The organism is Kitasatospora sp. GP82 (assembly GCF_029892105.1).
GTDB lineage: Bacteria > Actinomycetota > Actinomycetes > Streptomycetales > Streptomycetaceae > Kitasatospora.
Window position 1 is genome coordinate 196,276 of the sequence record NZ_JARZAJ010000008.1, and the last position, 24,410, is coordinate 220,685.

Here is a 24,410-nt window from a genome sequence, read left to right on the forward strand (position 1 = left end):
GCGGCCCCGGGCGGCGTGCCTCAGTGGTGGAAGCCGGTCCTCGGTGGCATTCCCAGCTCGGCCAACGGCCTCGGCTGGAGCCTGAGTTCGTCCAGCAGCCGGGTCAGGTCGGCGAGCAGCAGGTCGGCCAGGTCCTGCGAGAAGCCGTTGCGGCAGACCACCCGGAGTACGGACAGGTCGCTCCGGTCGTCCGGGAAGGTGTACGCGGGGACCTGCCAGCCGCGCTCGCGCAGCCGGCGGGAGACGTCGAAGACGTCGAACGGGACGTCATCGGTGGTGGTGAACGCGAAGACGGGCAGCTGGTCCCCCCGGGTGAGCAGGCGGAAGCACCCCAACTGTTCGATCTCGGTGGCCAGATACGTGGCGACGTCCCGACAGGCCTGCTGGACGGCCCGGAAGCCTTCCCAGCCGAGCCGCAGGAAGGTGTAGTACTGGGCGACCACTTCGGCGCCGGGGCGGGAGAAGTTCAGGGCGAAGGTCGGCATCTCGCCGCCCAAGTAGTTGACCTTGAAGACGAGTTCCTCGGGCAGCGCCTCGTGGTCCCGCCAGAGCGCCCAGCCCACACCGGGGTACACCAGACCGTACTTGTGGCCCGAGGTGTTGATCGAGGCGACCCTGGGGAGCCGGAAGTCCCAGAGCAGTTCGGGGTCGAGGAAGGGGGCCACCATGCCGCCGGAGGCACCGTCCACATGCACGGGTACGTCGAGTCCGGTGCGCTGCTGCAACTCGTCCAGGGCGGCGCAGATTTCGGCGACCGGCTCGTAGGAGCCGTCGAAGGTCGAGCCGAGAATGCCGACCACACCGATGGTGTCCTGGTCGCAGTGGGCCACCGCCTGCTCGGCGTCGAGGTGGTAGCGCTCGCCGCTCATCGGCACCAGCCGTGCCTCCACCTCCCAGAAGTTGCAGAACTTCTCCCAGCAGACCTGCACATTGATGCCCATCACCAGGTTGGGCCGGGCGCCTGCCGCGTACCGGTCCCGATTGCGCTGCATCCAGCGGCGCTTGAGGGCCAGTCCGGCCAGCATGCAGGCCTCGCTGGAGCCGGTGGTGGAGCAGCCGACCGCCTGGTCCGGGTCGGGGGCGTGCCAGAGGTCGGCCAGGATGGCCACGCACCGCCGTTCCAGCTCGGCGGTCTGCGGGTACTCGTCCTTGTCGATCATGTTCTTGTCGACGCACTCCGTCATCAGCCGGGTCGCGTGCTCGTCCATCGACGTGGTGACGAAGGTGGCCAGGTTGAGCCTGGCGTTGCCGTCCAGCATCAGCTCGTCGTGGATGAGCTGGTAGGCGCTGGGCGGGGGGATCGAGCCGTCCGAGAGGCGGTGCAGCGGCGGGGCGAGCTTCATCGCACCGAGCGGGTCCGCCGTGCCGAACAGCGGGCTGACGGCCAGTCGGCGATCCCTGCCGCTTCCCTTGTGCAGCGCCATGCGCAGACATCCCTTCACTGGAGTGCCGGAATGTCCCACGCTGCCATCGCGACCGGGTCGGCCACCTGCAAGACGCGCGTCTCGGCAGTGGTCAGTTTGCCTCGGACTTCGTCTCCGGGTGCATCTGCTCCCGTACGGTGCCGTACTGCTGGCGGACCGCACGCCCGACGGCGAGGTCGTGCTCCTGGTCGGGCGCGTACGTGGTCGCCTCGGGCAGCTCCCACTGCGGCGGCTCGGGAGTGCCCGCCAGGGCCCAGGCGGCCTGCCTGGCCGCGCCGCGCGCCGCATGGGCACCGGCGGGCGGTATCACCACCGGCAGGCCGAAGAGCAGCGGTGCGATCCTGCGTACGGCGGGCAGCCGCCCGACCGTGCCGAGCAGGAAGACCCGGCGGACGGCGACGCCCTTGGCGCGCAGCACGTCCAGGGCGTCCGCGATGTTGCAGAGCATGCCCTCGACGGCGGCTCTGGCGAGGTGCTGAGAGGCCATGGACTCGGCGCGCAGACCGGTCAGGGTGCCCGCCGCGTGCGGCAGCCTGGGGGTCCGCTCGCCGTCCAGGTAGGGCAGCAGCACCAGACCGTAGGAGCCGGGGGAGGACTGCAGGGCCAGCTCGCTCAGCCCGGCCAGGTCGCAGCCCAGCATGGCGGCCGTCGAGCGCAGCACCTGGGCGGCGTTGAGGGTGCCGACCATCGGCAGGTGGCGGCCGGTGGCATCGGCGTACGAGGAGACGGCGCCCGAGGTGTCCACCACGGCCTGCTCGTGCACCGCGAAGATGGTGCCGTTGCCGCCGAGCGAGACCACGGCGTCGCCGGGGACGAGGCCGAGACCGAGGGCGGCGGCCATGTTGTCGCCCGTCCCGGCGGAGATCAGCAGTCCCTCGGGGGTGTGCCCGGCCGGCTCGGCCGGGCCGAGCACGTCGGGCAGCCGCAGTTCGTGACCCAGGGCCAGCTTCACCAGGTCCTGCCGGTACTCGCCGGTGAGCGGCGACCAGTAGCCGGTGCCGGAGGCGTCGCCCCGGTCGGTGGTGCGGCGCCTGGGGTGGCCGAGCAGCTGCCAGACCAGCCAGTCGTGCGGCAGCAGCACCTCGGCGATCCGCTTCGCCGAGGCCGGTTCGAACTCGGCCAGCCAGCGCAGCTTGGCGATGGTGTACGTCGGCAGCGGGACGGAGCCGATCGCCTCGACCCAGGGGGTGGTGCCGCCGAGCGCGTCGATCAGCGCGGCGGCGGCCCCGGCCGAGCGGGGGTCGTTCCACAGCAGCGCGGGGCGGACCAGGACGCCACCCGCGTCCAGGCCGATCAGGCCGTGCTGCTGGGCGGACACGCCGATCGCCCGGACGCTCTCCAGCAGCCCGCCGGTGGCCGCCTCGCCGAGCGAGTGCAGCCAGTACTGCGGGTCGGTCTCGGTGGTCCTGGCGCCCGCGCCTTCGGGCAGTGGATGGGGCGCCCGGCCGTCCCGCAGCACGGCGCCGGTGTCGGCGTCGCACGCGACGATCCTGGTTCGGGTGGTGGAGCTGTCGATCCCCGCGACGATGGCCATGCCGAGATCATGCCTCAGCCGACGCCCATGACGGAGCCGGGCCGCCCAAGTGTTGCCCACTCGGTACGGCTGCGGGGCGGTCCCGAGGGGTCGGGTGGCTCATCAGGGGCGCGTGCCTGTGTGTCTACGGGCGGACGGTGCCCCAGCTGTCGTCCTCGACGCGGTGCCGGTTCAGGTACGGGACGCGGTCGGTGAGCGCGTCCGGCAGCCGGTCACCGACCCGGTCGGCCACCGCGCCCGCGGCTTTGCCGGCCACCGCACCCGCCTGCTGCCTGGCCTTGCCCGCGACGTCCTGCACCCGGGGGTTCTGTGCGATCTGCCGGGCCGTCTTGGCGATCTGCTCGTAGCGCTGCCGTCCGGCGCGCGCGCCCAGGACGTACCCGAGCCCGACCCCCACGACCAATGTCACCTTCCACATGCTCGGCCTCCACCCTTCCTCACGGTTCCTGCCGCGTTGCCCTACCCGTCCTGCCCGATGGTGAACCACGCGGACAGTGGCGGGTCCGGGCCAGCTGCGCCCGCCGTCCACCAGCATCCCCGGCCGGACGTACGGCCGCGCGCCGGGCGCGCCGGGAGGGCCCCGGCGCGGTCGCCGGGCCGCGCGCCGGGGCTCCGGGGACGGGCGGCGGGATACGGATTGGCGGACCACCCCCCTGAGTGCGCTAATGTATGTCCCGCAGCGAGCGCCGAGAGGCCGGGAAGATCCCGGAGATCGAGGCGGAAGCTCATTCCCCCATAGCTCAATTGGCAGAGCAGCCGACTGTTAATCGGCAGGTTATTGGTTCGAGTCCAATTGGGGGAGCTTCGGACAGCCCGCCAAAGGCCGTCCGGCTGTGTGCATTCCCCCATAGCTCAATTGGCAGAGCAGCCGACTGTTAATCGGCAGGTTATTGGTTCGAGTCCAATTGGGGGAGCTTCACCGCTAGTTGAGGTGAGCAGCGCAGAGCGAAGGCCCTCCGGTCGACCGGAGGGCCTTCGTGTTTCCCGCGCCTTCTTGTTCCCCGCACCTTGCCGCTGCTGCTCCTGGCCGGACAGCTCAGGCGGTCGCCTTCCGGTACAGCTCGGCGACCCGGGAGTCGAAGGTGATGCTGTAGGAGGTCTGATCGGTGTCCCCGCCCTGCTGGTAGCCGCCGATCACGCCGATCACCTTGCCCGCGGTGGTCAGCCAGGGGCTGCCGCTGGTGCCGTTGGTGTATCCGTAGCAGTCGAAGCGCTCCTGGGTGGCGCTGAACTTCCTGGTGCGCCCGGAGCAGGTGATCGGGTCCTCGTGGTCGTTCGGGTAGCCGGTGATCGAGACGGGCAGGTCGAAGCCCTGGTCGGTGCCGATCGGGTTGCCGCCGAACGCGTCCTCGATCTCCTTGCCGTTCACGGGGGCCACGGTGAGGAAGGCGACGTCGTACTCGGGGTCCTCGTCGGTGGTCCAGTGCGGATCTATGGTGATCGAGGCGAGCGGCCAAGTCCCGTACGGAGCCTGGCCGTTGCGGTATCCGGGGGCGAATACCAGATTGTCCAGCCGGCCGAGCTCACTGGTGTAGACGCAGTGCGCGGCGGTCACCAGCAGGTTGCGGTGCGGACTGTCCACGATGCTGGCGGTGCAGGCCCGCTGGCCGCTCAGGTCGCCGACGAAGAGTGCGCCGATCCGCTTGCTGGGCCCGTTCTCGGGGGCCGGCTGCGAGGAGGGGGTGCTGGCGCTGTCCGGGGTGCCGGAGTTCGACGCACAGCCGGTGGCCGTCAGCAGGACGGCCAGCAGCGCAGCGGGCGCGGTCGGCCCCCGCCGTGCCGAGGTGCCGTCGGACTGCCGTACGCGTGCCATGAACCGGTCTCTCTCTCCCGAAGGCCCGCCGCCGGGCGGGCTCGGGAGCAAGATCTACCAGGCGAGAGACCCGGAGCGCTAGCCCGTGGCCCGGTCGTAGAGTGCCTGGACCTGGTCACCGAAGTAGCTGCTGTACGAGATGTCCGGGGTGTCCCCGCCCTGCTGGTAGCCGCCGATCACGCCGACCACCGTGCCCGTCCGGGTCTTCGGGTCGAGGTCGGTGACCCAGGGGCTGCCGCTGGTCCCGCCGGTGTAGTCGGAGCAGTCGATGCGCAGTTGGGTGGTGCTCTGCTCGGTGGTGTTGTTGGCGCAGGTGATCGGCGCGTCGACGCTGCTGGGGTAGCCGGTGATCCTCACCGGCAGCTGGTAGCCCTTGTTGATCCCCAGCCTGCTGGCGCCGAGCACCTGCTGGATCTGCCGGCCGTTCTGCGGCTGGACGATGGCGAAGGCCACATCCATGTCCTCGTTGCCGTCGTCCTTCCAGCTCTGGTCCACGGTGATCGAGACCAGCGGCCAGACGCCGTTGGGTGACTCTCCGGTGCGGTAGCCGGGGACGAAGACCAGATCACTGCGCTGCCCGGTTGTGGGGTCGTAGACGCAGTGCGCGGCGGTCACGATCAGATTCTGCCCGGCGCTGTCCACCACGCTGGCGGTGCAGAAGTGGTCGCCCTCCGCGTTGTGCGTGAAGACGGCGCCGACCTGGGCGTTGAGCGGGGTGGCCTTGGCGGTGTGGGCGGTCCCGGCGTGCTTGGCGATCGCGGCGCGCAGGCGGTCCCTGCTCCAGCCGTGCGCGCCGGCGCTGGTGCTCGGGCGCGCAGAGGTCCGGCCGGCGGAGTTGTTCGGCGTACCCGCGCTGCCCGCCGTGTCCGAGGGGGCTGCGCAGCCGGTGGCCGCCAGCCCGAGGGCAGCGGCCGCCGCCCACACCCGCCACCTGCTCCGCCTGCGAACCGCCACCCGACACCGCCCTGGTCCGTCCGTGTCACGGGCGTCACTCGAACCGCCCCGTGCCGACTCCCCAGCCTCACCCATCGGGCGGATTGCCGCCACAGAGGTTCCCCCGGACGGAGCGGCGCACACGTCGGCGCACTCGGATGAGCCCCCGGGCGCGCACCGGGGCTGATCGACCAGCTATGCTGCCGTGGACGGCCCTGAGGGGCCGTCTGCTGCACCGGTCGTTGCCGGTTGTACGCAAGCCGGGGCGGTAGCTCAGCCGGTTAGAGCAGGGGACTCATAATCCCTTGGTCGTGGGTTCGAGTCCCACCCGCCCCACCGCAAAATCAGAGCTCACCTGGATGAACTGTAGAGCAGGCGGAGCCGGGTCGAGAGCCGACGGGCCGAGATTCACTCGTCCGGGAGCACCTTGGGAACGGCGACTTGACGGTTCGTCCGGTCCTGGGATGCACGGTCGCACTCACCGCGGTGCGGTGAAGCGGTAGCCCTCGCCGATCAGTACCGGCAGGTAGGTGCGGAGGGCCTCGACGGTCTGGGAGCGATCACCGCCCCCGTCGTGGTTGAGAACGATCGAGCCGGGGCGGACGGCCTCCAGTACGCAGCTGGTGATCTTCGAGGTGCCGGGCCGGGACCAGTCGCGCGGGTCGACCGACCAGCCCATCGGGCGCATGCCGAGCTCCGCGCAGGTCCGCAACGAGACGTCCGACCAGTCGCCGCTTGGCGCGCGGAACCAGGTGACGGGTTTCCCGGAGGTCGCCTGGAGCAGGTCCGAGGTGCGCTCCAGCTCGTCGCGCACCTGGGACTCCGGCAGGTGGCGCAGGTCGGGGTGGGTCCAGGTGTGGTTGGCGATGTAGTGGCCCTCGTCGGCGATTGCCCGGACCAGTCCGGGATGCTTGACCGCGTTCTCGCCGATCAGGAAGAACGTGGCCCGGATTCCGTGCCGGCGCAGCAGATCCAGGACGACCGGGGTGTGGGCGGGGTGGGGGCCGTCGTCGAGGGTGAGTGCGATCAGCTTCTCCGAGGAGTCGAGCTCGAAGAGCGGAGCCGTGACGGGGCGCGGTGCGGGGCGCCCCGGGGTCGGGGGCGGCCCCGGCGGGTTCGTCGCCGGGGACGGGGATTGCCCGCCGGACTTCCTGGCGGGCGGGAGCGGTGGTGAGGAGGCGCCGGGGTGCCCGGCACCGCTCGGGGTCTCCACCGGTGCGTGGCAGGATCCGGCCGACAGCAGGGTCACTCCCGCGACATTCAGGAGCAGTCGGCGGGACATCATCTGATGGTGTGACAGCATGACGAATGTCTCCCTCGGTCCCGGCGGCGCCACGCTGTGAAGGGTCGCACCGGGGCCGAGTACCACCCCAACAGCTGAATCGACGTCAGCTTGAATCGGCCATCCGTGGGCGCTGTCGGGGTCCGCCGCGCTGGACCCTCACCCGGATGAGAGCGACCGGTGGCGAGTGACCGGGTCGTGACCGACGGTAATGGAGGCGTGAGTCCGCGATTTCCCGAGCCGACGGCAGAGTCGGCGGTCGTCCGGACGTGCCGGAAGGAACAGCCACATGCGTGTGCAGCGCACCCTTGTCGCCGGGGCGGCCGTCGCAACCGTTCTCGTTTTCGGCTCCCCCGCCGTCAACGCGGTGACCGGCCTGGCCTCCCCGTCCGACCGGAAGGCGGCACCGGGCGGTCCCGGGGCCGCCGACGACCAGCAGGTCTGGGAGGAGCGGGGCAGGAAGGACGACCGCCGGGAGGACGGGCGCAAGGGCGACGGCAGGGAGGACGGCCGGAGGGAAGACGGCCGGAGGGGGGACGGCTCCCACGAGGAGGGCCGCAAGCCGCGCGGTGGCGTGCACACCGGCGGTGGCGGCCTGTCCGCCTCCGGTGGTCTGGCATCCGGCGTGGCCCTGCTCGGCGGTGGCCTGGCCGTCGGTGCGTACACCCTGCGCCGCCGCAAGGTGGCGGGCGGCGTGGTCTGAGGACTGCCCGACATTCCGGGCCCGTCGTGGCCGATGCCCTCCCGGTGTCGGCCACGACGGTGCGTCGGCATGTCCAGCCGCGTCAGGGCCTGCCCGGCGGCCGAGCCTGTCAGCGAACGGCAGTCCCGGTGAGCCCTGCCGGGGCGAGACCGGACCGGACGAGAGAAGAGGAGCGGGGCCCGATGGCCGATGGGATGTCTCCGATGGAGTCCGAGCCACGGCGCTCGGGCGGCCTGCGGCCCCTCCGGTGGGGGGCGGGCGCGGCAACCCTTGGACTGCTGATGATCTACCAGTCCGTGGACCAGCGGATGGCGCCCGTCCCGCCGCCGGCCGCCGTCGCCGGGGCCGCCGGTCAACGGGTCGCCGGGAAGGCACCCGCTGCGACCACCCCCGGAGCCGCCGCACCGGTCAGGGCCGCGCCCTCGATGCCCCGCTCCAAGCCGACCAGGATCTCGATCCCGCAGATCGTCATCGAAGCCCCCTTCACCGAGCTGGGGCTGGACGCGACCGGCGCACTGGAGGCCCCGCGCGCCGACGACCCCAATCTGGTCGGCTGGTACCGGGGCGGCCCCACACCGGGCGAACGCGGCAGCGCGGTGGTCGCCGGACACGTGGACACCGCCAAGGGCCCCGCCGTCTTCCTGATGCTGCACCGCCTGCTCCCCGGCAACACCGTGGAGATCATCAGGGCCGACGGCACCGTGGCGGTCTTCGCGGTGGACTCGGTGCAGAGCTTCCCCAAGAACGGCTTCCCGGACGCCCAGGTGTACGCCGACACCCCCGATGCCCAGCTGCGCCTGATCACCTGCGGCGGCTCCTACGACCGCAAGCTGAAGGACTACACGGACAACGTCGTGGTCTTCGCCCACCTCCAGTCCTCCCGGAAAGCCTGAGCCGCCGCCTCGGCGCGAGCGTTCCGTATGCTGGCCGGATGCTCGCTCCCGCCGTCCTGCCGACCCCGCTCCAGGTGCTCGCCGACCCGGTGGCAGCCCGGGCGGGGGTCGAGCTTCGGCTGAAGCGGGACGACCTTGCGCACCCTGCGGTGCCCGGCAACAAGTGGCGCAAGCTGGCGCCGAACCTGGACGGGGCGGTCGCCGACGGGCACACCCGGCTGCTGACCTTCGGCGGCGCGTACTCGACGCACGTCCGGGCGGTGGCGGCGGCCGCGCAGGCGCTTGGGCTGGCCAGCACGGGGGTGATCCGGGGCGACGAACTGGCGATGGCACCGCGCAACTGGTCGCTGCGGGCGGCCGAGGCGGCCGGGATGGAGCTGGAGTTCGTCTCCCGGGCGGCGTACCGGGCGCTGGCGACAGGGGAGCACGGGGAGCTGCTGCGGCGCTGGGGGCGCTGTCTGGTGCTGCCCGAGGGCGGGTCCAACGCACTGGCCGTCCGGGGCGCGGCCGAGATCCCGGCGGAGATCCCCGGCCTCGGCGAACGGGATCTGCTCTGCTGCCCGGTCGGCACCGGCGGCACACTGGCCGGGATCGCCGCCGGGCTGCCGCCCGGTGCGAGGGCTCTCGGGGTGGCCGTGCTGCGCGGTGAGGGCTATCTGGAACGTGAAGTGACAGATCTTCAGCTTGCCGCCTATGGGCGGGAGTTCGACAACTGGCGGATCCACCACGGCCACCACGGCGGCGGCTACGGCAGGGTTCCGGCCGAAGTCCAAACGTTCGCAGCCGAGTTCGAGCAGCGGCACGGTGTCCCGGTGGAGCGCCGTTATGTGGCCAAGACCCTGCTGGCCGTCCACGACCTGGCCGCGGCAGGGGAGTTGGCGCCCGGAACCCGGGTGACCGTGGTGGTCACCGGGCTGCCGGATCCGGTGGCGGCGTAGGTTCGGCCGGCGGATCCTCGACAGGTGGCCGAGCCCGCCCCAGCCCCGACCTGACAGAGCACTACTAGCCGAAGGAGAGGTCGGAGCAGAGGTCGCTGTCGGCGCTGCGGGTGTTCTCGGCGATCGTGGTCGGGATGGCTGTGGGCAGCGCGCTCGGGGCGGCGGATGCGGTGTCGTCCGGTGCGTAGTCCCGGCCGAGGGTGACGGTGACACCGTCGGCGGAGGCGTCCGCCCGGAGTTCGGCGCCGGGGAAGTACTGGGCGAGCTGCTCGGCGGCGCCCTGCTGGTCGGCGGCGTAACCGATCAGGGTGGTGCGGCGGCCGGTGGCGTCGGGGCCGAGGGTGACGTTCTGGTACCCCTTCGCCCGGAGCGCGTCGGCGGCCTGCTTGCCGAGTCCGCCGGTCCGCGAGCCGTTGAGGACGGTCACCGGCAGGTCGGCCGTCGGTGCGGAGGACGGGGAGGCCGCTGGGGAGGCCGACGCGGAGGTGGCCGACGACGGGCTCGCGGCGAGCTGGCCGGTGCTGTGGCCGTCGAGGGTGTCGTCCTGCCGAAGCAGGTTCCAGAGCTGCTCGGCATCCGGATGGACCAGGGCGACCCGCTCGCCCGAGTAGCGCCAGGGCACGGTGACGAAGCTGATGTCCTTCAGCTTGATGTTCTGCAGCGACTGCGCGAAGTCGGCGAGCTTCATGGCCGTACCGAGGTCGGGGTCGACGGTCAGCGACTTGGTCGCGGCGTCGGCCAGCGGCAGCAGGGTGGCGGGGTTGAGGCCCTCGCCCTGGACTTTCTTGATGAGGGAGGAGAGGAAGGCCTGCTGGCGCTTCATCCGGCCTATGTCGGAACCGTCGCCGAAGCCGTGCCGCGCGCGGACGTAGTCCAGCGCCTGCTGCCCGGAGACGGTCTGCCGGCCCTTGGCGAGCTTTATCCCGTACGAGTCCACGTCGTTGGGGACGCACACGTCTACCCCGTGCACCGCCTCGGTCATCGCTGCGAAGCCCTTGAAGTCCACCACGACGGTGTGGTCGACGCGCAGGCCGGTGAGCGCCTCGACGGTGTTCTGGGTGCAGGCGGGGTTGCCCTGCGGGTACTCGCCGATGGTGAAGGCAGAGTTGAACATCTGGTTGGCGTGCGGGGTGGTCCACTTGCCGTTGGACAGCTTGCAGGGCGGGATGGTGACCAGGGTGTCGCGGGGTATCGAGACCCCGACGGCGTGCCGGTGGTCGCCGTAGATGTGCAGCAGCATCGCGGTGTCGGAGTTGCCGACGCCGCCCTCGCCGCCGGCGAGGCTGTCGTTGCCGTTGTCCCGGGTGTCGGAGCCGAGGACGAGGACGTTGACGGGACGTCCGCCACCGGGTGCCGGAGCGGCGGCCGGCGGGCGGCTGGGGGCGATACCGTCGGCGTCGAAGGTGCTGATGTTGTGGTCGAGGTGCCAGTAGAACCAGGCCCCACCGCCGGCGGTGGCCAGGACGAGGACGGCGGCTGAGGCGCCGGCGGCTCTGGCGAGTCGTACCCGGAGGGGCGAGGGAGTGCCCTTCGCGGGACGGCTCTTGACGTCAGTCATGGTCAGCACTCTCTGTACGGCCGCTCGGGGGAGTCCGGCTGGCTGGTGCGGCTCTCACCAGATAGACGGTTCGGCGAGGCGTCCGGTTACACGAGTGCGCACCCTAGCAAGGGGGGTCGGCATGCGCGCGACCCCCCTGGGGGCGAGAGGGCCTCAGAGCTGGGTGGCCTCGGGGGCGGTGACCTCCGCGGCGGGGCCTGCCGGACCGGCGCCTTCGAGCATCCGGCGCAGCAGATCGCGCAGTTGGGCCCGCTCTTCCTCGTCGAGGGCGGCCAGTGGCTCGCGGGCGAAGTTGAGCGACTCGCGCAGCTCCTCCGAGGCGTCCTGGCCGGAGTCGGTCGCGGCCACCAGCTTCACCCGGCGGTCCTGCGGATCCGCCTGGCGGGTGACGAAGCCGCGGTTCTCCAGACGATCCACGATGCCGGTGATGTTGGATGGCTCACAGCTCAGCGTCTGGGCGATGTGGCGCATCGGCATCGGGCCGCGGCGCAGCAGGGCGAGCACCTTCGCCTGGGCGCCGGTGAGCGAGCGGGCGGCGGCGGCCTCCTCGTACTCGCGGTGGAAGAGCGCGACCAGGCTTGCCATGAGGTCCACGACCTCGCGGGTGATCGCGTCGGCGGGCGGTGGGGCGACCGGGTGCGGTTGCTTCTCCATGGTTCCCAGTCTAGCTGAACAGTTGACAACGTGAACCTTTCATGTCCACGATTGCTTTATCTGGTCAACCTTTCAGGTGGGCCGGTTCAGGCAACGGGGGCGACAGTCCTAGGGAGTGCACCATGTCAGAGCAGGCAATGCCCACCACCAGCCGCGAGTGGCACCTGGTCGCCCGGCCGGAGGGCTGGCCCAAGCCCAGCGACTTCGCGCTGGTCGAGGCCGAGATCCGGCAGCCGGGTCCGGGCCAGATCCTGGTTCGCAACGCCTACCTGTCGGTCGACCCCTATATGAGGGGGCGGATGAACGACAGCCAGTCGTACGTTCCGCCGTTCCAGCTCGACCGGCCGATGACCGGTGGCGCGGTCGGCTATGTCGTGGCCTCGCAGGCCGAGGGCTTCGAGCCGGGCGATGCGGTGCTGCACGACCTCGGCTGGCGCGAGTACGCCACCCTCGACGCCAAGTACGCGATCAAGGTGGACCCCGAGCTCGCCCCGCTCTCGTACTACCTGGGCGTCCTCGGCATGCCTGGCCTGACCGCCTACGCCGGACTGCTGGAGGTCGCGAGCTTCAAGCCGGGCGACACCGTCTTCGTCTCCGGAGCGGCCGGTGCGGTCGGCTCGCTGGTCGGCCAGATCGCCAGGCTCAAGGGTGCCGCCCGGGTGATCGGCTCGGCCGGATCGGCCGAGAAGGTCGCCAAGCTGGTGGACGAGTACGGCTTCGACGCCGCCTTCAACTACAAGGAAGGTCCGGTCCGCGAGCAGCTGGCCAAGGCTGCGCCCGAGGGTATCGACGTCTACTTCGACAATGTCGGCGGTGACCACCTGGAGGCCGCGATCTACTCCCTCAAGGTGCACGGCCGGGCCACCCTCTGCGGCGCGATCTCGCAGTACAACGCCACCGGCCTCCCGGAGGGCCCGCGCAACCTCGTGCTCGCCATCGGAAAGCGGCTGCGCCTGCAGGGCATGATCGTCTCCGATCATGCCGCGCTCCAGCCGCAGTTCGTCGCCGAGGTGGCCGGCTGGCTGAAGAACGGCAACGGCCTGCGCTACGACGAGACCGTGGTGGACGGCGTGGAGAACACCGCCGAGGCCTTCCTTGGCCTGCTGCGCGGTGACAACACCGGCAAGATGGTGGTCCGGCTGGGCGCCTGACGCCCCGTCGGTTCGCGGCGCCCCCATGGATCCCGTCCATGGGGGCGTTCTGTGTATGAATCCGGCCTTTTCGACGGACCGTCACCCGGGCTCGGGGCGGGGCGGCTACGGTGGATCCGTCCTGGATGGGGCCGTTCGGGGGAGAGATCCCAAGGAGGGGTAGACCTCGTGGCGGATCTGGCTAGCATTGAGCGAGAGCTTGTCCGTTTTGCTCAACTTGATGACCTAATGTCGAATAAGTTGAGTGCCATGGGGGCAGGAACTGGTCAGGTGGCGGAGCAGGACCGGCGACGAGCACGAGGCAGCTGGGGAAGGCGACCCTCGTCCACAGCCTGGAGGTCCCGGTGACGACACGTGGAGTCCTGTACGTCCACTCCGCGCCCCGCGCGCTGTGCCCGCACGTCGAGTGGGCGGTCGCGGGCGTGCTCGGTGTGCGGGTCAGCCTCGACTGGATCCGCCAGCCGGCCGCGCCCGGGCACTGGCGCGTCGAGTTCTCCTGGCAGGGTGAGCCCGGCACCGCGTCGAAGCTGGCATCCGCCCTGCGCGGCTGGCAGTTGCTCCGCTACGAGGTGACCAGCGAGCCCTGTGCGACCGCGGAGGGCGAGCGTTACAGCAGCACGCCCACGCTCGGCATCTTCCATGCCGTCACCGGAATCCACGGCGACATCCTGATTCCGGAGGACCGGCTGCGGGCCGTGCTGCTGCGGGCCAAGACCGAGGGCAGCGACCTGGAGGCCGACCTGGCCCGGCTGCTCGGCAAGCCGTGGGACGACGAGCTCGAACCCTTCCGCTACGCGGGCGAGGGCGCCCCGGTCCGCTGGCTGCACCAGGTGGTCTAGACGCTGCGAGGTGCTTGCGGTGCTCTTAGGACTCCTAACGTATTGAGACTGTGGAATGACCGTGCGTCAGGTTTGTGTTCCACCCGTATCGGTGCGAGTTGGAGGTGCGGGGCGACTACTGGGGCGGTCAGGCGCAAGCCGTCGTGGGCCTGGACGGCTGGTGGAACGGCCAGGGGCCGCACCGGGTAATTCCGGTACGGCCCCTGGGTGCTGATGGTGTGTCAGATGGTGCGGAAGGCCAGCACCACGTTGTGGCCGCCGAAGCCGAAGGAGTTGTTCAGTGCGGCGATCCGGCCCTCGGGCAGCTTGCGGGGCTCGATGCGCACGATGTCCGCGTCCACGTCGTCGTCCAGGTCGTCGACGTTGATGGTCGGCGGGGCCAGGCGGTTGTGCAGGGCGAGCACGGTGGCGACGGTCTCGATGCCGCCGGCGCCGCCCAGCAGGTGGCCGGTCATCGACTTGGTGGCCGAGACGGCGATGTGGTCGACGTGGTCGCCGAGTTCCTTGCGCAGCGCCTTGATCTCGGCGACATCGCCCTGCGGGGTCGAGGTGGCGTGCGCGTTGACGTGCACCACCTCGGCCTTGTCGAGGTCGTTGTGCTCGAACAGGCCGGCCAGCGCCTGGGCGATACCGGCTCCGGTCGGCTCCGGCTGGGCGATGTGGTGGGCGTCCGAGGACAGGCCCTGGCCGACGGCCTCGCAGTACACGCGGGCGCCACGGGCGGCGGCGTGCTCGGCCGACTCCAGTACGACCACGCCCGCACCCTCGCCCAGCACAAAGCCGTCACGGGCCTTGTCGTACGGGCGGGAGGCGCGCTGCGGCTCGTCGTTGTTCTTGGACATCGCCATCATGTTGGCGAACGCCACGATCGGCAGCGGGTGGATCGCCGCCTCGGTGCCGCCGGCCACCACGACGTCGGCGCGGCCGCTGCGGATCATCTCGATCGCGTAGCCGATCGCCTCGGCGCCGGAGGCACAGGCGGAGACAGGGGTGTGCACACCCGCGCGGGCGCCGACCTCCAGACCGACGTTGGCCGCCGGGGAGTTGGGCATCAGCATCGGGACGGTGTGCGGGGAGACCTTGCGGACGCCCTTGTCCTTCAGGACGTCGTACTGGTCGAGCAGGGTGGTCACGCCGCCGATGCCGGAGGCGATCACGGTGCCCAGGCGCTCGGGCGCCAGCTTGGACGACTCGTCGGTGGCAGGGGTCTCGTAGCCGGCGTCGGCCCAGGCCTCGCGGGCCGCGATCAGCGCGAACTGCGCCGAGCGGTCCAGCTTGCGGGCCAGCGGGCGGGGGAGGACCTCGCCAGGCTCCACGGCGGTGCGGGCGGCGATCCGGACGGGCAGCTCGGCGGCCCACTCCTCGGTCAGCTCGACCACACCGGAACGGCCCTCGAGCAGGCCCTCCCAGAACGAGGCGGCGGTGCCGCCCAGCGGCGTGAAGGCGCCGATACCTGTGACGACCACGGTGCGATTTTCAGCGGTCACTGGTTTCTTCTTCTCTCACGTTGTGCGGGGGAGGGGCGGGCCGAGGGGGGTGCCACTGCGGCAGCCGGGAGGGGGAGGGGGTGGCCGGCCGGGACGCGCAGGGCGCCCCGGCCGACCGGTTCGGTCACCAGGACCGAATCAACGAGACCAGGAACGGTCAGGCTTCCTGGTGCTCAAGGATGTAGTTCACCGCGTCGCCGACGGTCTTGAGGTTCTTGACCTCGTCGTCCGGGATCTTCACGTCGAACTTCTCCTCGGCGGCCACAACGACCTCGACCATGGACAGCGAGTCGACGTCCAGGTCATCGGTGAAGGACTTGTCGAGCTCGACGTCCTCGGCCGGGATACCGGCGATCTCGTTGACGATCTCAGCGAGACCTTCCAGGACCTCGTCCTTGGTAGCCATAGTGGCTGCTCCTCTTCACTGTGGATTACCCACTGCCCGGCGGACAGTCGGCAGGTTTTCATTGCCGTGCCCACGGGTGCGGGTCACGGTGGTGCAACTGGCGGTGATGTTGCCTAGGGGAGAGTAACGACTGCAGCCGCGTAGACCAGACCCGCCCCGAAGCCGATGATCAGTGCGAGGTCCCCGCTCTTCGCCTCACCGGCCTCCAGCATCCGCTCCATCGCCAGGGGGATGGAGGCGGCGGAGGTGTTTCCGGTCTCGACGATGTCGCGGGCCACCGGGACCGAGTCGGGCAGCTTGAGCGCCTTGATCATGGCATCGGTGATCCGCATGTTGGCCTGGTGCGGGATGAACGCACCGAGCTGGTCGGCGGTGATCCCGGCGGCGTCCAGCGCCTGCTGGGCGACCTTGGCCATCTCCCACACGGCCCAGCGGAAGACCGTCTGGCCCTCCATCCGCAGCGCGGGCCACTTCACCTCGTCGCCGACACCGTTGACGGCGTCGTCCTTGGCGAAGGCGGTGTCCCACGCCTGGGTCTGCGAGATGACGTCCTTCTGCGAACCGTCCGAGCCCCAGATGACCTTGCCGATCCCAGGGGTGTCGGACGGGCCGACCACGGCCGCGCCGGCGCCGTCACCGAAGATGAAGGCGGTCGAGCGGTCCGAGGTGTCGGTCAGGTCGCTGAGCCGCTCCACCCCGATCACCAGCACGTACTCGGCGCTGCCGCCGCGCACCATGCCGTCCGCCAGGTTCAGGCCGTAGCCGAAGCCCGCGCAGGCCGCCGAGATGTCGAAGGCCGGGGCGGTGCCGCAGCCGAGCCGCTCGGCGATGTCGGTGGCGATGGCCGGGGTCTGCTTGAGGTGCGAGACGGTGGCGACGATCACACCGCCGATCTGGTCGGGGGAGATCCCGGCGTGGGCGATCGCCTTGCCGGCCGCCTGCACCGACATCTCGGCGACGGTCTCCTCCGGGCCGGCCCAGCGGCGCTCGGCGATACCGCTACGGGTGCGGATCCACTCGTCGGAGGAGTCGATCCACTGCAGCACCTCTTCGTTCGGGATCACCCGGACCGGGCGGTAGCCGCCCACACCGTGGATCCGTGAGTACGCGGCGCCCGTCGTGGGCCGGATCTGCGGCAGACTCATGCGTTCAGCTCCTGACCGCCGTGCTCCGCGACCAGCGCGCGGGCCTTGTCGAGGTCGGCGGGGGTCTTGAGGGCCAGCGTCGCCACACCCTTGAGGTTGCGCTTGACCAGGTTGGTGAGGGTGCCGGCGGGGGAGAGCTCGATGACGGCGGTGGCGCCGAGCTGCTGCAGGGTCTCCATGCACAGGTCCCAGCGGACCGGGTTGGAGACCTGGGACACCAGGCGGGACAGTACCTCGGCCCCGGTGTCCACGACCTCGCCGTCCTTGTTGGAGATGTACGCGATCTTCGGGTCGGCCACGGTCAGGGTGGGCGCCAGCTTGGCGAGGCGCTCCACACCGGGGGCCATGTGCTCGGTGTGGAAGGCACCGGCGACCTTGAGCGGGATCAGCCGGGCACCGGCCGGCGGGTCGGCCTTGAGCGCGGCCAGCTGCTCCAGGGTGCCGGCCGCGACGAGCTGACCGCCGCCGTTGTTGTTGGCGGCCGTCAGGCCGTGTTCGGCCAGCTTCGCGGCGACCAGCTCGGGGTCGCCGCCGAGCAGGGCGGCCATCCCGGTCGCGGTGGTGGCGGCGGCCTCGGCCATGGCCAGGCTGCGCTCGCGGACGAAGGCCAGCGCCTCGTCCTCACTGAGAACCCCGGCGAGGGCGGCGGCGGTGATCTCACCGACGCTGTGTCCGGCGATCGCGCCGATCAGCTTGTGCGTCTCGGCCGCGCCGTCGAACAGCCGGCGCGAGGTGAGCAGTCCGGCAGCGACCAGCAGGGGCTGGGCGACGGCGGTGTCCTTGATCTCCTCCTCGCCGGCCTCGGTCCCGAATCTGACCAGGTCGAGCCCGGCCACGGCGGACCAGCGCTGGAGCTGGTCGGCCGCGCCGTCCAGCTCCAGCCAGGAGCTGAGGAAGCCGGGAGTCTGGGCACCCTGTCCAGGGGCGACGATTACGAGCACGGTTCAACCCTCTCTCGCCAGGCGCCCGGGGGCGGGTAGGCGACGGTAACGAAGAAAAGCACGCGGGATTGTGGAGTCCCTACAGGCCGGTCAGCCCTGCTCGGCGACCGATCCGAGACGGCCCAGCGCAAGGGCGATGCGCAAGGTGAACGCCGACCGTACGTCGGACGGAGCATAGCCGGTGACGTCAGTCACACGTCGCAGCCGGTAGCGCACGGTGTTCGGGTGGACAAAGAGCATCCTGGCGGCTCCCTCCAAGGAGGAGGCCTGCTCCAGATAGACACTGAGTGTCTCCAGGAGTGCCGAGCCCGCTTCGTCCAGCGGTGTGTAGATCTCCTCCACCAGCTGCCGCCGGGCGGCCTGGTCACCGGCCAGTGCCCGTTCGGGCAGCAGATCGTCCGCGAGCACCGGGCGCGGGGCGTCCGGCCAGGCCGCGCAGGCCCGCAGACCGGCGGCCGCGGCATGCGCGGACCTGGTCGCCGAGAGCAGGTCGGGGACGGTCGGGCCGACCACCACCGGGCCGGGCGCGAACTGCCCGATCAGCGCCCGGGCGGCGTGCACCGGTTCCTTGTCGCCGCCCACCACCACGACCAGACGCTTGCCCAGCACACCGGTCAGCACATGCAGCTTGGCGTATCTGGCAGCCCGGCGGATCGCCTCCACCACCAGCTCGCTGTCCCCGTCCGGGGCGCTGCCCATCACCACCCGGACCTGGGTCGGCTGACCCCAGCCGAGCGCGGCCGCACGGGAGAGCACTCCCTCGTCCGCGTCGCCGGAGAGCAGCGAGTTGACGACCAGCGCCTCCAGGCGGGCGTCCCAGGCGCCCCGCGCCTCGGCGGCCTGCGCGTACACCTGGGCGGTGGCGAAGGCGATCTCCCGGGCGTACACCAGCACCGACTCGCGCATCCCGGCCTCGTCGCCGGGGGCGGCCACCTCCTCGATGGCCTCCTCCATCACCTCGATGGTGGTGCGGATCAGCTCCACGGTCTGGCGCAGGGTGATCGCCCTGGTCAGCTCGCGCGGCGCGGTGCCGAAGACGTCCGTGCTGATCGCCTGCGGAGCCTCGGGATGGCGGTACCACTCGGTGAAGGCGGCGATACCCGCCTGTGCGACCAGGCCGATCCAGGAACGGTGTTCCGGCGGCATCCGCCGGTACCAGCCGAGCTGGTCGTCCATCCGGGCGATCGCGGCGCTGGCCAGCTTGCCCGAGGACTTCTCCAGGCGCTTGAGCGTCGCGGCGCGCAACTCGGCCCGTTCGACGGCCAGCTTGCGCTCCTGGGCGGTCAGTCGGCCGCTGCGGCCGGCCCGCGCACGCTCGGCACCCTTGGCGGTGGCCCTGGTGGCAGCCTTGGCAGGGGCTTTCGCGGGCCCGGTGTCCTCGGGCGCGGTCGCGGGCGCGGCGGCCCCCCCGGTCGCGGCCTTCGCGGGTACGGCCTTCGTGGCCCCGGACTTCTTGTCGGAATTCGCTGAAGCGGCTGGCACAGGACAAGCCTGCCTCACGCCGCAAGGTGCTCGTGCACACCCCCACCGGTTGCGACGGTGGCCCCCGTCACACCCGCTACGGTGTCAGCCGTGACCGACGCCGCCACCCGCCCCCGTGCCGACCAGCGCCGAGCCGCCGAGCGCTACCGCTCAACTCCGGCCGAAGGCATCGAGACCCGGCACGCCTTCTCCTTCGCCGGGCACTACGACCCGAAGAACACCCACTTCGGCGCTCTGCTGGCCTGCAACGAGGAGACCCTGGCCCCCGGCGCGGGCTTCGACGAGCACCGCCACCGGGACACCGAGATCCTCACCTGGGTCGTCGAGGGCGCCCTCGCCCACCGCGACAGCGACGGCCACGCGGGCGTGGTCCGCCCCGGGATGGTCCAGCACCTCAGTGCGGGCTCGGGCGTCACCCACACCGAGCGCAACGTCGGCGGCGCCGAAGTCCCGGTGCGCTTCGTCCAGATGTGGCTCCAGCCGGACACCTTCGACACCCCGCCCGCGTACGGGCTGCGCCGGGTCGATCCCGCCCCCGACGGGCTGACCCTGCTCGCCTCCGGCCTGGAGCGGGACATCGATTCGCCCGCGCTCAGGCTGCGCCGCAGCGACGCCGCCCTCTACCTGGTCACCGCCGGGCCCTGGCAGCCGTTGCCCGAACTTCCTCAAGCCCCTTACCGGTACGCACATCTGACGGTCGGTTCGCTCGGCTACCGCACCGTCCCGGGTCCGCAGGGCGGCGGCCGCTCGATGGAGCCCGGGGACAGCGTGCGGGCCACCGGCGGCGCCTTCGCCGACCCGACCGCCGGGCCGGACGGCGTCGAGCTGCTGCTCTGGGAGATGCACTCGCCGCTCACCTACGGCTGACGCCGGCCCCGCGCCCCCGATCGTCCACCCGCCGCCCCGGGGCGCATGGCTGATCACACGCCCGGGGAATCCGAACGGGGGAGTGGTGGGGCGATGGCGTCGCGGGTGGGGTGGTGGTGGCTTACGTTGGCGTTGGTCCGAACCGTCCCCCGTCGGGATCGGAGTCCTGGGCCGTCCCCCACCCCCGCCCAGAGAGGCGCTTCGACATGGCGGACACCTATCAGCGACGCTGTGTACACGGAACACGGCGCAGGATATGCGCGGCAGCGCTCGCCGTCGGAGCGCTCGTGGCGAGCGCGGGCTGCAGCGCAACGGACACGGTGGAAGCCGCGCCTGAGGCTGCCACCTCCGGCTACGGCTCCGGCTCGGCTTCGGCGTCCGGCTCCAGCAGTGGTTCCGCAGTGCAGCTGACGCCCGCCGTGGCCGCGCAGCTCGACACCGCGATCAACCGGGTGCTCAAGCAGGCGAATGTGCCCGGCGTCATCGTCGGCCTGTCGATTCCGGGCAACGGAACCTACACACGGGCCTTCGGAGTCGCGGACCGCACCGCCGGCACGGCGATGTCCACCGGCCTGAACATGCGTATCGGCAGCGAGACCAAGACCTTCACGGTCACCGCGCTGCTGCGTCTGGTGGACGCGGGCAAGGTGGCGCTCGACGACCCCGTCGGCAAGTACGTCTCCAATGTGCCCAACGGTGACCGGATCACCCTGCGGCAGCTGGCGGAGATGCGCAGCGGCCTCTACTCGTACTCCAACGACCCGGACTTCGCCCAGGCCCTGATCTCGGACCCCAAGAGGTCGTTCACACCGCAGGAACTGCTCGCCTACGCCTTCAAGCACCCCGTCGTGTTCGACCCGGGGGCGCAGTTCCAGTACTCCAACACCAACGCCGTGCTGCTCGGCCTGGTGGTGGAGAAGGCCAGCGGCCAGGCCCTCCAGGACTACCTGCAGCAGCAGGTGTTCGCCCCGGCGGGTCTTCGGCACACCGTCCTTCCGACCGACGCGACCTTCCCCGACCCGCATGCGCGCGGCTACACCAACCAGACGTCGAACGGCGCGATCGTGGACGCGACCGACTGGAACCCGTCCTGGGGGTGGGCGGCCGGGGCGATGATCTCCAATCTGGCGGATCTCCAGAACTGGGCCGGAGTGCTGGCCACGGGCGCGCTGCTCAGTCCCGCCACCCAGGCGCAGCGGCTGAACGCGCTGCCGACCGGTTACCCGGACACCGGCTACGGCCTCGGCCTGTTCATCGACCACGGCTGGATCGGGCACAACGGCTCGCTGCCCGGCTACCAGAGCCTGGTTCTCTATCTGCCCTCCGTGAAGGCCAGCCTGGTGGTCCTCACCAACACCGATGTCGGCTACCAGGGTTCGGAGAACTCGACGCTCTTCGGCCAGGCGATCACCGGCATCGTGACGCCGGGCAACGTCTTCTCGCTCCCGGCGATGCCGTCGTCCTCCGCGTCCGGGGCCCCGTCGTCGTCCTCCCCGTCTCCGTCTCCGTCCTCGCCGTCGCCGTCGCCGTCGGCGTCCGCCTCCTCCTCCGCGTCCCCCTCCGCGTCCGCGTCCGCCTCGACGTCGGTGTCGGCCTCGACGTCCGCCGAAACGTCGGCGTCCGCTTCGGCGGGAGTCATCGGCGCGGCGTTCGGCGACCGCCTGGCTGTGGTCCGGCGCTGACCGACGTGCTCGAAGGAGTGGAATCCGGGTCGGCCCGGGCTGGTTGGGGCGCGGCCGACCCGGATTCCGTTTGCTCGGGGATGCTGACAGGAGTGGGTTCAGCCCCGGAGCTCGGCCAGAACGGCGTCGTTGAACAGCGGCCAGACCTCGGCGGCCCACGGACCGAAGTCACGGTCCGTCAAGGCGACACAGGCCACGCCCGCGACCGGGTCGACCCAGAGGAAAGTGCCCGACTGGCCGAAGTGGCCGAAGGTACCAGGAGAGTTGGCGGTGCCCGTCCAGTGCGGGGACTTCTCGCCACGGATCTCGAAGCCGAGGCCCCAGTCGTTGGGGCGGCGATGGCCGAAGCCCGGCAGGACACCGCTCAGGCCCGGGTACGCGACCTCGCGGGTGGCCGCGCGGACGGTGGACGGGTCCAGCAGCGTGGGCGCCTGCAACTCGGCCGCGAAGCGGGCCAGATCGGCCGCCGTGGAGAGGCCGCCGGCACCGGCAGGGGAGCGGTGCGCCGTGTTGATGAGTGTCTCCCGCATGCCCAGCGGTTCGAACACGGCCTCGGCCGCGTACTGGGCGAAGTTGATCCCGGCGGCCTTGGTCAGGGTGTCCGCCAGGACGTCGAACCCGGCATTGGAGTAGAGCCGCCGGGTGCCGGGCTCCGCCATGGTGCGGTGCTCGTCGAAGGCCAGCCCGGAGGTGTGCGCCAGCAGGTGCCGGACCGTCGAACCCTCGGGCCCGGCCGGGTCGTCCAGCTCGAAGACGCCCTCCTCGACCGCGACCAGCACCGCGTACGAGGTGAGCAGCTTCGTCACCGAGGCCAGTGGGAACAGCCGCTCCTGCGCCCCGTGTTCGCCCAGCACGGCGCCGTCCGCGCCGCGCACCACGGCGGTTGCCGCGTTCGGCACCGGCCAGTCCTCGATCATCCGCAAGCTCTGCATGCGCCGACTCTAACGACCCGGGCCAGGAGGCGACGTGGGAGGCTTGCTTGGAGTGCACTCCAACTCGCTAACTTCGTAGTCATCGCCGACCACCGGGGGCAACCAATGGCAACGCTCGCACCGATCAAAGCCGATCCGAGCAGCTGTGGCGGCGCATACCGAGTGGTGAGCGCGGAACCCGACCGCACCCCACGGCACACCATCAGCGAGGTCGCCGTCGCCAGCGGACTGACCGCCCACACGCTGCGCTGGTACGAGCGGATCGGCCTGCTGGACCCGATCGACCGCACGTACTCCGGGCAGCGCAGGTACAGCGACGCGGACCTGAGCAGGCTGGGCTTCCTCAACCGGCTGCGGCTGACCGGGATGCCGGTGGCCGACATGCTCCGCTATGTGGAGCTCGTCCGGGCCGGTGAGCACACCCGCGCGGACCGGCGCGACATCCTCCTCGACCACCGCGAGGAGGTCCGGCAGAAGATCTCCGATCTGCACGCGACCCTCGCGGTCCTCGACCACAAGATCGACCTCTACTCGCGGCTCTACGAGAGCGACCTCGGTGACCTCGGTGACCGCGGCGGCGCGCCCGAGCCGGGCGACGTGAGCAGGCAGAACCACCAGACCGACCAGAACGACAGGAAGAAGCAGAGCGCATGACTCTCCCCACCACTGTTCTCGGCACCAACGGCCCCGTGGTCGGCATCCAGGGCCTCGGCTGCATGGGCATGAGCGAGTTCTACGGACCCACCGACACCGCCGAGGCGCTGGCCACCCTGGACGCCGCCCTCGACCTCGGGGTCACCCTCTTCGACACCGCCGACATCTACGGAGCCGGCCAGAACGAGGAACTCATCGGCCCCTTCGTGAGGGCCAATCGCGACAAGGTGGTGCTCGCCACCAAGTTCGCCATCGAGCGCCGTGCCGACGACCCCGCCTACCGGGGCGTCCGCAACGACCCGGCGTACATCCGCGCCGCCGTGGACGCCTCGCTGCGCCGCCTCGGTGTGGACGTCATCGACCTGTACTACATGCACCGCCGCGACCCGAACGTCCCGCTGGCCGAGTCGGTCGGTGCGATGGCCGAGCTGGTCCAGGCCGGGAAGGTACGGCACCTCGGGCTCTCCGAGGTGACCGGCGACGAGCTGCGCGAGGCGTACGGGGTACACCCGATCGCCGCCGTGCAGTCGGAGTGGTCGATCTTCTCCCGGGACGTCGAGCGGACCGCCGTGCCCGCCGCCGCCGAGCTCGGGGTCGCCTTCGTCCCGTACTCGCCGCTCGGCCGGGGCTTCCTCACCGGGGCGTTCAAGGCTGCCGAGCAGCTCGCGGAGGGCGACTACCGGCGCTCCCACCCGCAGTTCAGCGGGGCCAACGCGGACCGGAACGCCGCCCTGGTCGAGCCGATCCAGAAGATCGCTGCCGGTCGCGGTGTCAGCGCGGCACAGGTGGCGCTCGCCTGGGTGCACCAGCGGGCCGAGGTGCACGGGCTGACCGTGGTACCGATCCCGGGCACCCGCAAGCGCACCCGGCTGGCCGAGAACACCGCCGCCGCGACCCTGCGGCTCACCTCCGAGGAGCTCGCCGAGCTGGAGCCGATCGCCGGACGGGTCACGGGTGACCGCTATGCCGACATGACCTTCACCTCCGCCGGACGGGAGTGAGGGACGGCTCCTCCGGGAGCCCCCAGGCGAGCGGGGGACGTCCAGGGACGATCGGATCGGATGCGCTCGCGCATCCGCCTGATCTCCTGGA

At 71.1% G+C, this 24,410-nt stretch carries 23 protein-coding genes and 3 tRNA genes; 12 read left to right on the plus strand and 14 right to left on the minus strand.

The window, feature by feature from the left end:
* Window positions 1-20: 20 nt before the first annotated feature.
* The 3 genes from P3T39_RS11065 to P3T39_RS11075 all read right to left on the minus strand — a co-directional run bounded on the left by P3T39_RS11065 (window position 21) and on the right by P3T39_RS11075 (window position 3,376).
* On the minus strand, window positions 21-1,424 hold the full coding sequence (locus P3T39_RS11065) for a glutamate decarboxylase (RefSeq protein ID WP_280697284.1): 1,404 nt from the start codon (window positions 1,422-1,424) through the stop codon (window positions 21-23).
* Between the two features lie 91 nt (window positions 1,425-1,515).
* Entirely contained in the window at window positions 1,516-2,958 is a 1,443-nt protein-coding gene (locus P3T39_RS11070; protein ID WP_280697285.1) for an FGGY family carbohydrate kinase, read from the minus strand.
* 124 nt (window positions 2,959-3,082) lie between these two features.
* Complete coding sequence (locus tag P3T39_RS11075) at window positions 3,083-3,376, minus strand: hypothetical protein (protein ID WP_280697286.1); 294 nt, start codon at window positions 3,374-3,376, stop codon at window positions 3,083-3,085.
* Window positions 3,377-3,687: 311 nt separating this feature from the next.
* On the opposite strand from P3T39_RS11075, the gene P3T39_RS11080 reads away from it, so the two are divergent.
* Window positions 3,688-3,760, plus strand: a tRNA-Asn gene (locus P3T39_RS11080).
* Window positions 3,761-3,799: 39 nt separating this feature from the next.
* Window positions 3,800-3,872 (plus strand) — tRNA-Asn (locus tag P3T39_RS11085).
* A 122-nt stretch (window positions 3,873-3,994) separates the two neighbouring features.
* Here the strand turns inward: P3T39_RS11085 and P3T39_RS11090 are convergent.
* Together P3T39_RS11090 and P3T39_RS11095 are read right to left on the minus strand one after the other, a co-directional pair.
* A complete protein-coding gene (locus P3T39_RS11090; protein ID WP_280697287.1) occupies window positions 3,995-4,771 on the minus strand; it encodes a trypsin-like peptidase domain-containing protein in 777 nt (258 codons plus the stop codon).
* Window positions 4,772-4,849: 78 nt separating this feature from the next.
* Window positions 4,850-5,725, minus strand: a complete 876-nt coding sequence (locus P3T39_RS11095; RefSeq protein ID WP_280697288.1) for a trypsin-like serine protease — start codon at window positions 5,723-5,725, stop codon at window positions 4,850-4,852.
* Window positions 5,726-5,966: 241 nt separating this feature from the next.
* Here P3T39_RS11095 and P3T39_RS11100 point away from each other — a divergent pair.
* A tRNA-Ile gene (locus tag P3T39_RS11100) sits at window positions 5,967-6,040 on the plus strand.
* Window positions 6,041-6,182: 142 nt separating this feature from the next.
* Here P3T39_RS11100 and P3T39_RS11105 read toward each other — a convergent pair.
* A complete protein-coding gene (locus P3T39_RS11105) occupies window positions 6,183-7,007 on the minus strand; it encodes a polysaccharide deacetylase family protein (RefSeq protein WP_280697289.1) in 825 nt (274 codons plus the stop codon).
* Between the two features lie 268 nt (window positions 7,008-7,275).
* On the opposite strand from P3T39_RS11105, the gene P3T39_RS11110 reads away from it, so the two are divergent.
* The 3 genes from P3T39_RS11110 (at window position 7,276) to P3T39_RS11120 (ending at window position 9,520) form a co-directional block, all read left to right on the plus strand.
* The gene (locus P3T39_RS11110; RefSeq protein WP_280697290.1) at window positions 7,276-7,689 is read left to right on the plus strand and encodes a hypothetical protein; all 414 of its coding nucleotides are present in this window, start codon (window positions 7,276-7,278) and stop codon (window positions 7,687-7,689) included.
* 281 nt (window positions 7,690-7,970) lie between these two features.
* Complete coding sequence (locus P3T39_RS11115; RefSeq protein WP_280697291.1) at window positions 7,971-8,582, plus strand: class F sortase; 612 nt, start codon at window positions 7,971-7,973, stop codon at window positions 8,580-8,582.
* Window positions 8,583-8,620: 38 nt separating this feature from the next.
* Entirely contained in the window at window positions 8,621-9,520 is a 900-nt protein-coding gene (locus P3T39_RS11120) for a pyridoxal-phosphate dependent enzyme (protein ID WP_280697292.1), read from the plus strand.
* 64 nt (window positions 9,521-9,584) lie between these two features.
* Here P3T39_RS11120 and P3T39_RS11125 read toward each other — a convergent pair whose 3' ends face one another.
* Both P3T39_RS11125 and P3T39_RS11130 read right to left on the minus strand, forming a co-directional pair.
* On the minus strand, window positions 9,585-11,078 hold the full coding sequence (locus P3T39_RS11125) for an LCP family protein (RefSeq protein WP_280697293.1): 1,494 nt from the start codon (window positions 11,076-11,078) through the stop codon (window positions 9,585-9,587).
* Window positions 11,079-11,231: 153 nt separating this feature from the next.
* Complete coding sequence (locus P3T39_RS11130; RefSeq protein WP_280697294.1) at window positions 11,232-11,732, minus strand: MarR family transcriptional regulator; 501 nt, start codon at window positions 11,730-11,732, stop codon at window positions 11,232-11,234.
* A gap of 122 nt (window positions 11,733-11,854) precedes the next feature.
* Between P3T39_RS11130 and P3T39_RS11135 the strand changes: the two genes are divergently transcribed.
* Window positions 11,855-12,883: an NADP-dependent oxidoreductase gene (locus tag P3T39_RS11135; RefSeq protein ID WP_280697295.1), complete on the plus strand. Its 1,029-nt coding sequence runs from the start codon at window positions 11,855-11,857 to the stop codon at window positions 12,881-12,883.
* Window positions 12,884-13,227: 344 nt separating this feature from the next.
* On the plus strand, window positions 13,228-13,722 hold the full coding sequence (locus tag P3T39_RS11140) for a DUF3145 domain-containing protein (protein WP_280697296.1): 495 nt from the start codon (window positions 13,228-13,230) through the stop codon (window positions 13,720-13,722).
* Window positions 13,723-13,943: 221 nt separating this feature from the next.
* On the opposite strand, the gene fabF is transcribed toward P3T39_RS11140, so the two are convergent.
* From fabF to P3T39_RS11165, 5 genes are all read right to left on the minus strand, one after another.
* Window positions 13,944-15,209: a beta-ketoacyl-ACP synthase II gene (fabF, locus tag P3T39_RS11145; protein ID WP_280697297.1), complete on the minus strand. Its 1,266-nt coding sequence runs from the start codon at window positions 15,207-15,209 to the stop codon at window positions 13,944-13,946.
* 157 nt (window positions 15,210-15,366) lie between these two features.
* Complete coding sequence (locus tag P3T39_RS11150; RefSeq protein WP_280697299.1) at window positions 15,367-15,615, minus strand: acyl carrier protein; 249 nt, start codon at window positions 15,613-15,615, stop codon at window positions 15,367-15,369.
* Window positions 15,616-15,728: 113 nt separating this feature from the next.
* Window positions 15,729-16,754 carry a beta-ketoacyl-ACP synthase III gene (locus P3T39_RS11155; protein WP_280697333.1) on the minus strand — a complete coding sequence of 342 codons (1,026 nt, stop codon included), beginning with the start codon at window positions 16,752-16,754 and terminating at the stop codon, window positions 15,729-15,731.
* 2 nt (window positions 16,755-16,756) lie between these two features.
* A complete protein-coding gene (locus P3T39_RS11160) occupies window positions 16,757-17,701 on the minus strand; it encodes an ACP S-malonyltransferase (RefSeq protein ID WP_280697300.1) in 945 nt (314 codons plus the stop codon).
* A 90-nt stretch (window positions 17,702-17,791) separates the two neighbouring features.
* Window positions 17,792-18,967 (minus strand): helix-turn-helix domain-containing protein, encoded by a 1,176-nt coding sequence (locus P3T39_RS11165; protein WP_280697334.1) that lies wholly within the window; start codon window positions 18,965-18,967, stop codon window positions 17,792-17,794.
* Window positions 18,968-19,273: 306 nt separating this feature from the next.
* Between P3T39_RS11165 and P3T39_RS11170 the strand changes: the two genes are divergently transcribed.
* Both P3T39_RS11170 and P3T39_RS11175 read left to right on the plus strand, forming a co-directional pair.
* A complete protein-coding gene (locus P3T39_RS11170) occupies window positions 19,274-20,050 on the plus strand; it encodes a pirin family protein (protein WP_280697301.1) in 777 nt (258 codons plus the stop codon).
* A gap of 320 nt (window positions 20,051-20,370) precedes the next feature.
* On the plus strand, window positions 20,371-21,732 hold the full coding sequence (locus P3T39_RS11175) for a serine hydrolase domain-containing protein (RefSeq protein WP_348534327.1): 1,362 nt from the start codon (window positions 20,371-20,373) through the stop codon (window positions 21,730-21,732).
* A gap of 98 nt (window positions 21,733-21,830) precedes the next feature.
* Here P3T39_RS11175 and P3T39_RS11180 read toward each other — a convergent pair whose 3' ends face one another.
* On the minus strand, window positions 21,831-22,664 hold the full coding sequence (locus tag P3T39_RS11180; protein WP_280697302.1) for a serine hydrolase domain-containing protein: 834 nt from the start codon (window positions 22,662-22,664) through the stop codon (window positions 21,831-21,833).
* Window positions 22,665-22,829: 165 nt separating this feature from the next.
* Here P3T39_RS11180 and P3T39_RS11185 point away from each other — a divergent pair, with 165 nt between their 5' ends.
* On the plus strand, window positions 22,830-23,318 hold the full coding sequence (locus P3T39_RS11185) for a MerR family transcriptional regulator (RefSeq protein ID WP_348534328.1): 489 nt from the start codon (window positions 22,830-22,832) through the stop codon (window positions 23,316-23,318).
* A complete protein-coding gene (locus P3T39_RS11190) occupies window positions 23,315-24,319 on the plus strand; it encodes an aldo/keto reductase (protein ID WP_280697303.1) in 1,005 nt (334 codons plus the stop codon). The genes P3T39_RS11185 and P3T39_RS11190 overlap by 4 nt, the downstream gene beginning before the upstream one ends.
* Window positions 24,320-24,410 lie beyond the last annotated feature (91 nt).

Excerpts from the sequence above, each read along its gene's own strand:
- P3T39_RS11065 (WP_280697284.1), bottom strand. The coding sequence starts at position 1,424 with ATGGCGCTGCACAAGGGAAGCGGCAGGGATCGCCGACTGGCCGTCAGC.
- P3T39_RS11070 (WP_280697285.1), bottom strand. The coding sequence starts at position 2,958 with ATGGCCATCGTCGCGGGGATCGACAGCTCCACCACCCGAACCAGGATC.
- P3T39_RS11075 (WP_280697286.1), bottom strand. The coding sequence starts at position 3,376 with ATGTGGAAGGTGACATTGGTCGTGGGGGTCGGGCTCGGGTACGTCCTG.
- P3T39_RS11090 (WP_280697287.1), bottom strand. The coding sequence starts at position 4,771 with ATGGCACGCGTACGGCAGTCCGACGGCACCTCGGCACGGCGGGGGCCG.
- P3T39_RS11105 (WP_280697289.1), bottom strand. The coding sequence starts at position 7,007 with ATGCTGTCACACCATCAGATGATGTCCCGCCGACTGCTCCTGAATGTC.
- P3T39_RS11110 (WP_280697290.1), top strand. The coding sequence starts at position 7,276 with ATGCGTGTGCAGCGCACCCTTGTCGCCGGGGCGGCCGTCGCAACCGTT.
- P3T39_RS11115 (WP_280697291.1), top strand. The coding sequence starts at position 7,971 with ATGATCTACCAGTCCGTGGACCAGCGGATGGCGCCCGTCCCGCCGCCG.
- P3T39_RS11120 (WP_280697292.1), top strand. The coding sequence starts at position 8,621 with ATGCTCGCTCCCGCCGTCCTGCCGACCCCGCTCCAGGTGCTCGCCGAC.
- P3T39_RS11125 (WP_280697293.1), bottom strand. The coding sequence starts at position 11,078 with ATGACTGACGTCAAGAGCCGTCCCGCGAAGGGCACTCCCTCGCCCCTC.
- P3T39_RS11130 (WP_280697294.1), bottom strand. The coding sequence starts at position 11,732 with ATGGAGAAGCAACCGCACCCGGTCGCCCCACCGCCCGCCGACGCGATC.
- P3T39_RS11135 (WP_280697295.1), top strand. The coding sequence starts at position 11,855 with ATGTCAGAGCAGGCAATGCCCACCACCAGCCGCGAGTGGCACCTGGTC.
- P3T39_RS11150 (WP_280697299.1), bottom strand. The coding sequence starts at position 15,615 with ATGGCTACCAAGGACGAGGTCCTGGAAGGTCTCGCTGAGATCGTCAAC.
- P3T39_RS11180 (WP_280697302.1), bottom strand. The coding sequence starts at position 22,664 with ATGCAGAGCTTGCGGATGATCGAGGACTGGCCGGTGCCGAACGCGGCA.
- P3T39_RS11190 (WP_280697303.1), top strand. The coding sequence starts at position 23,315 with ATGACTCTCCCCACCACTGTTCTCGGCACCAACGGCCCCGTGGTCGGC.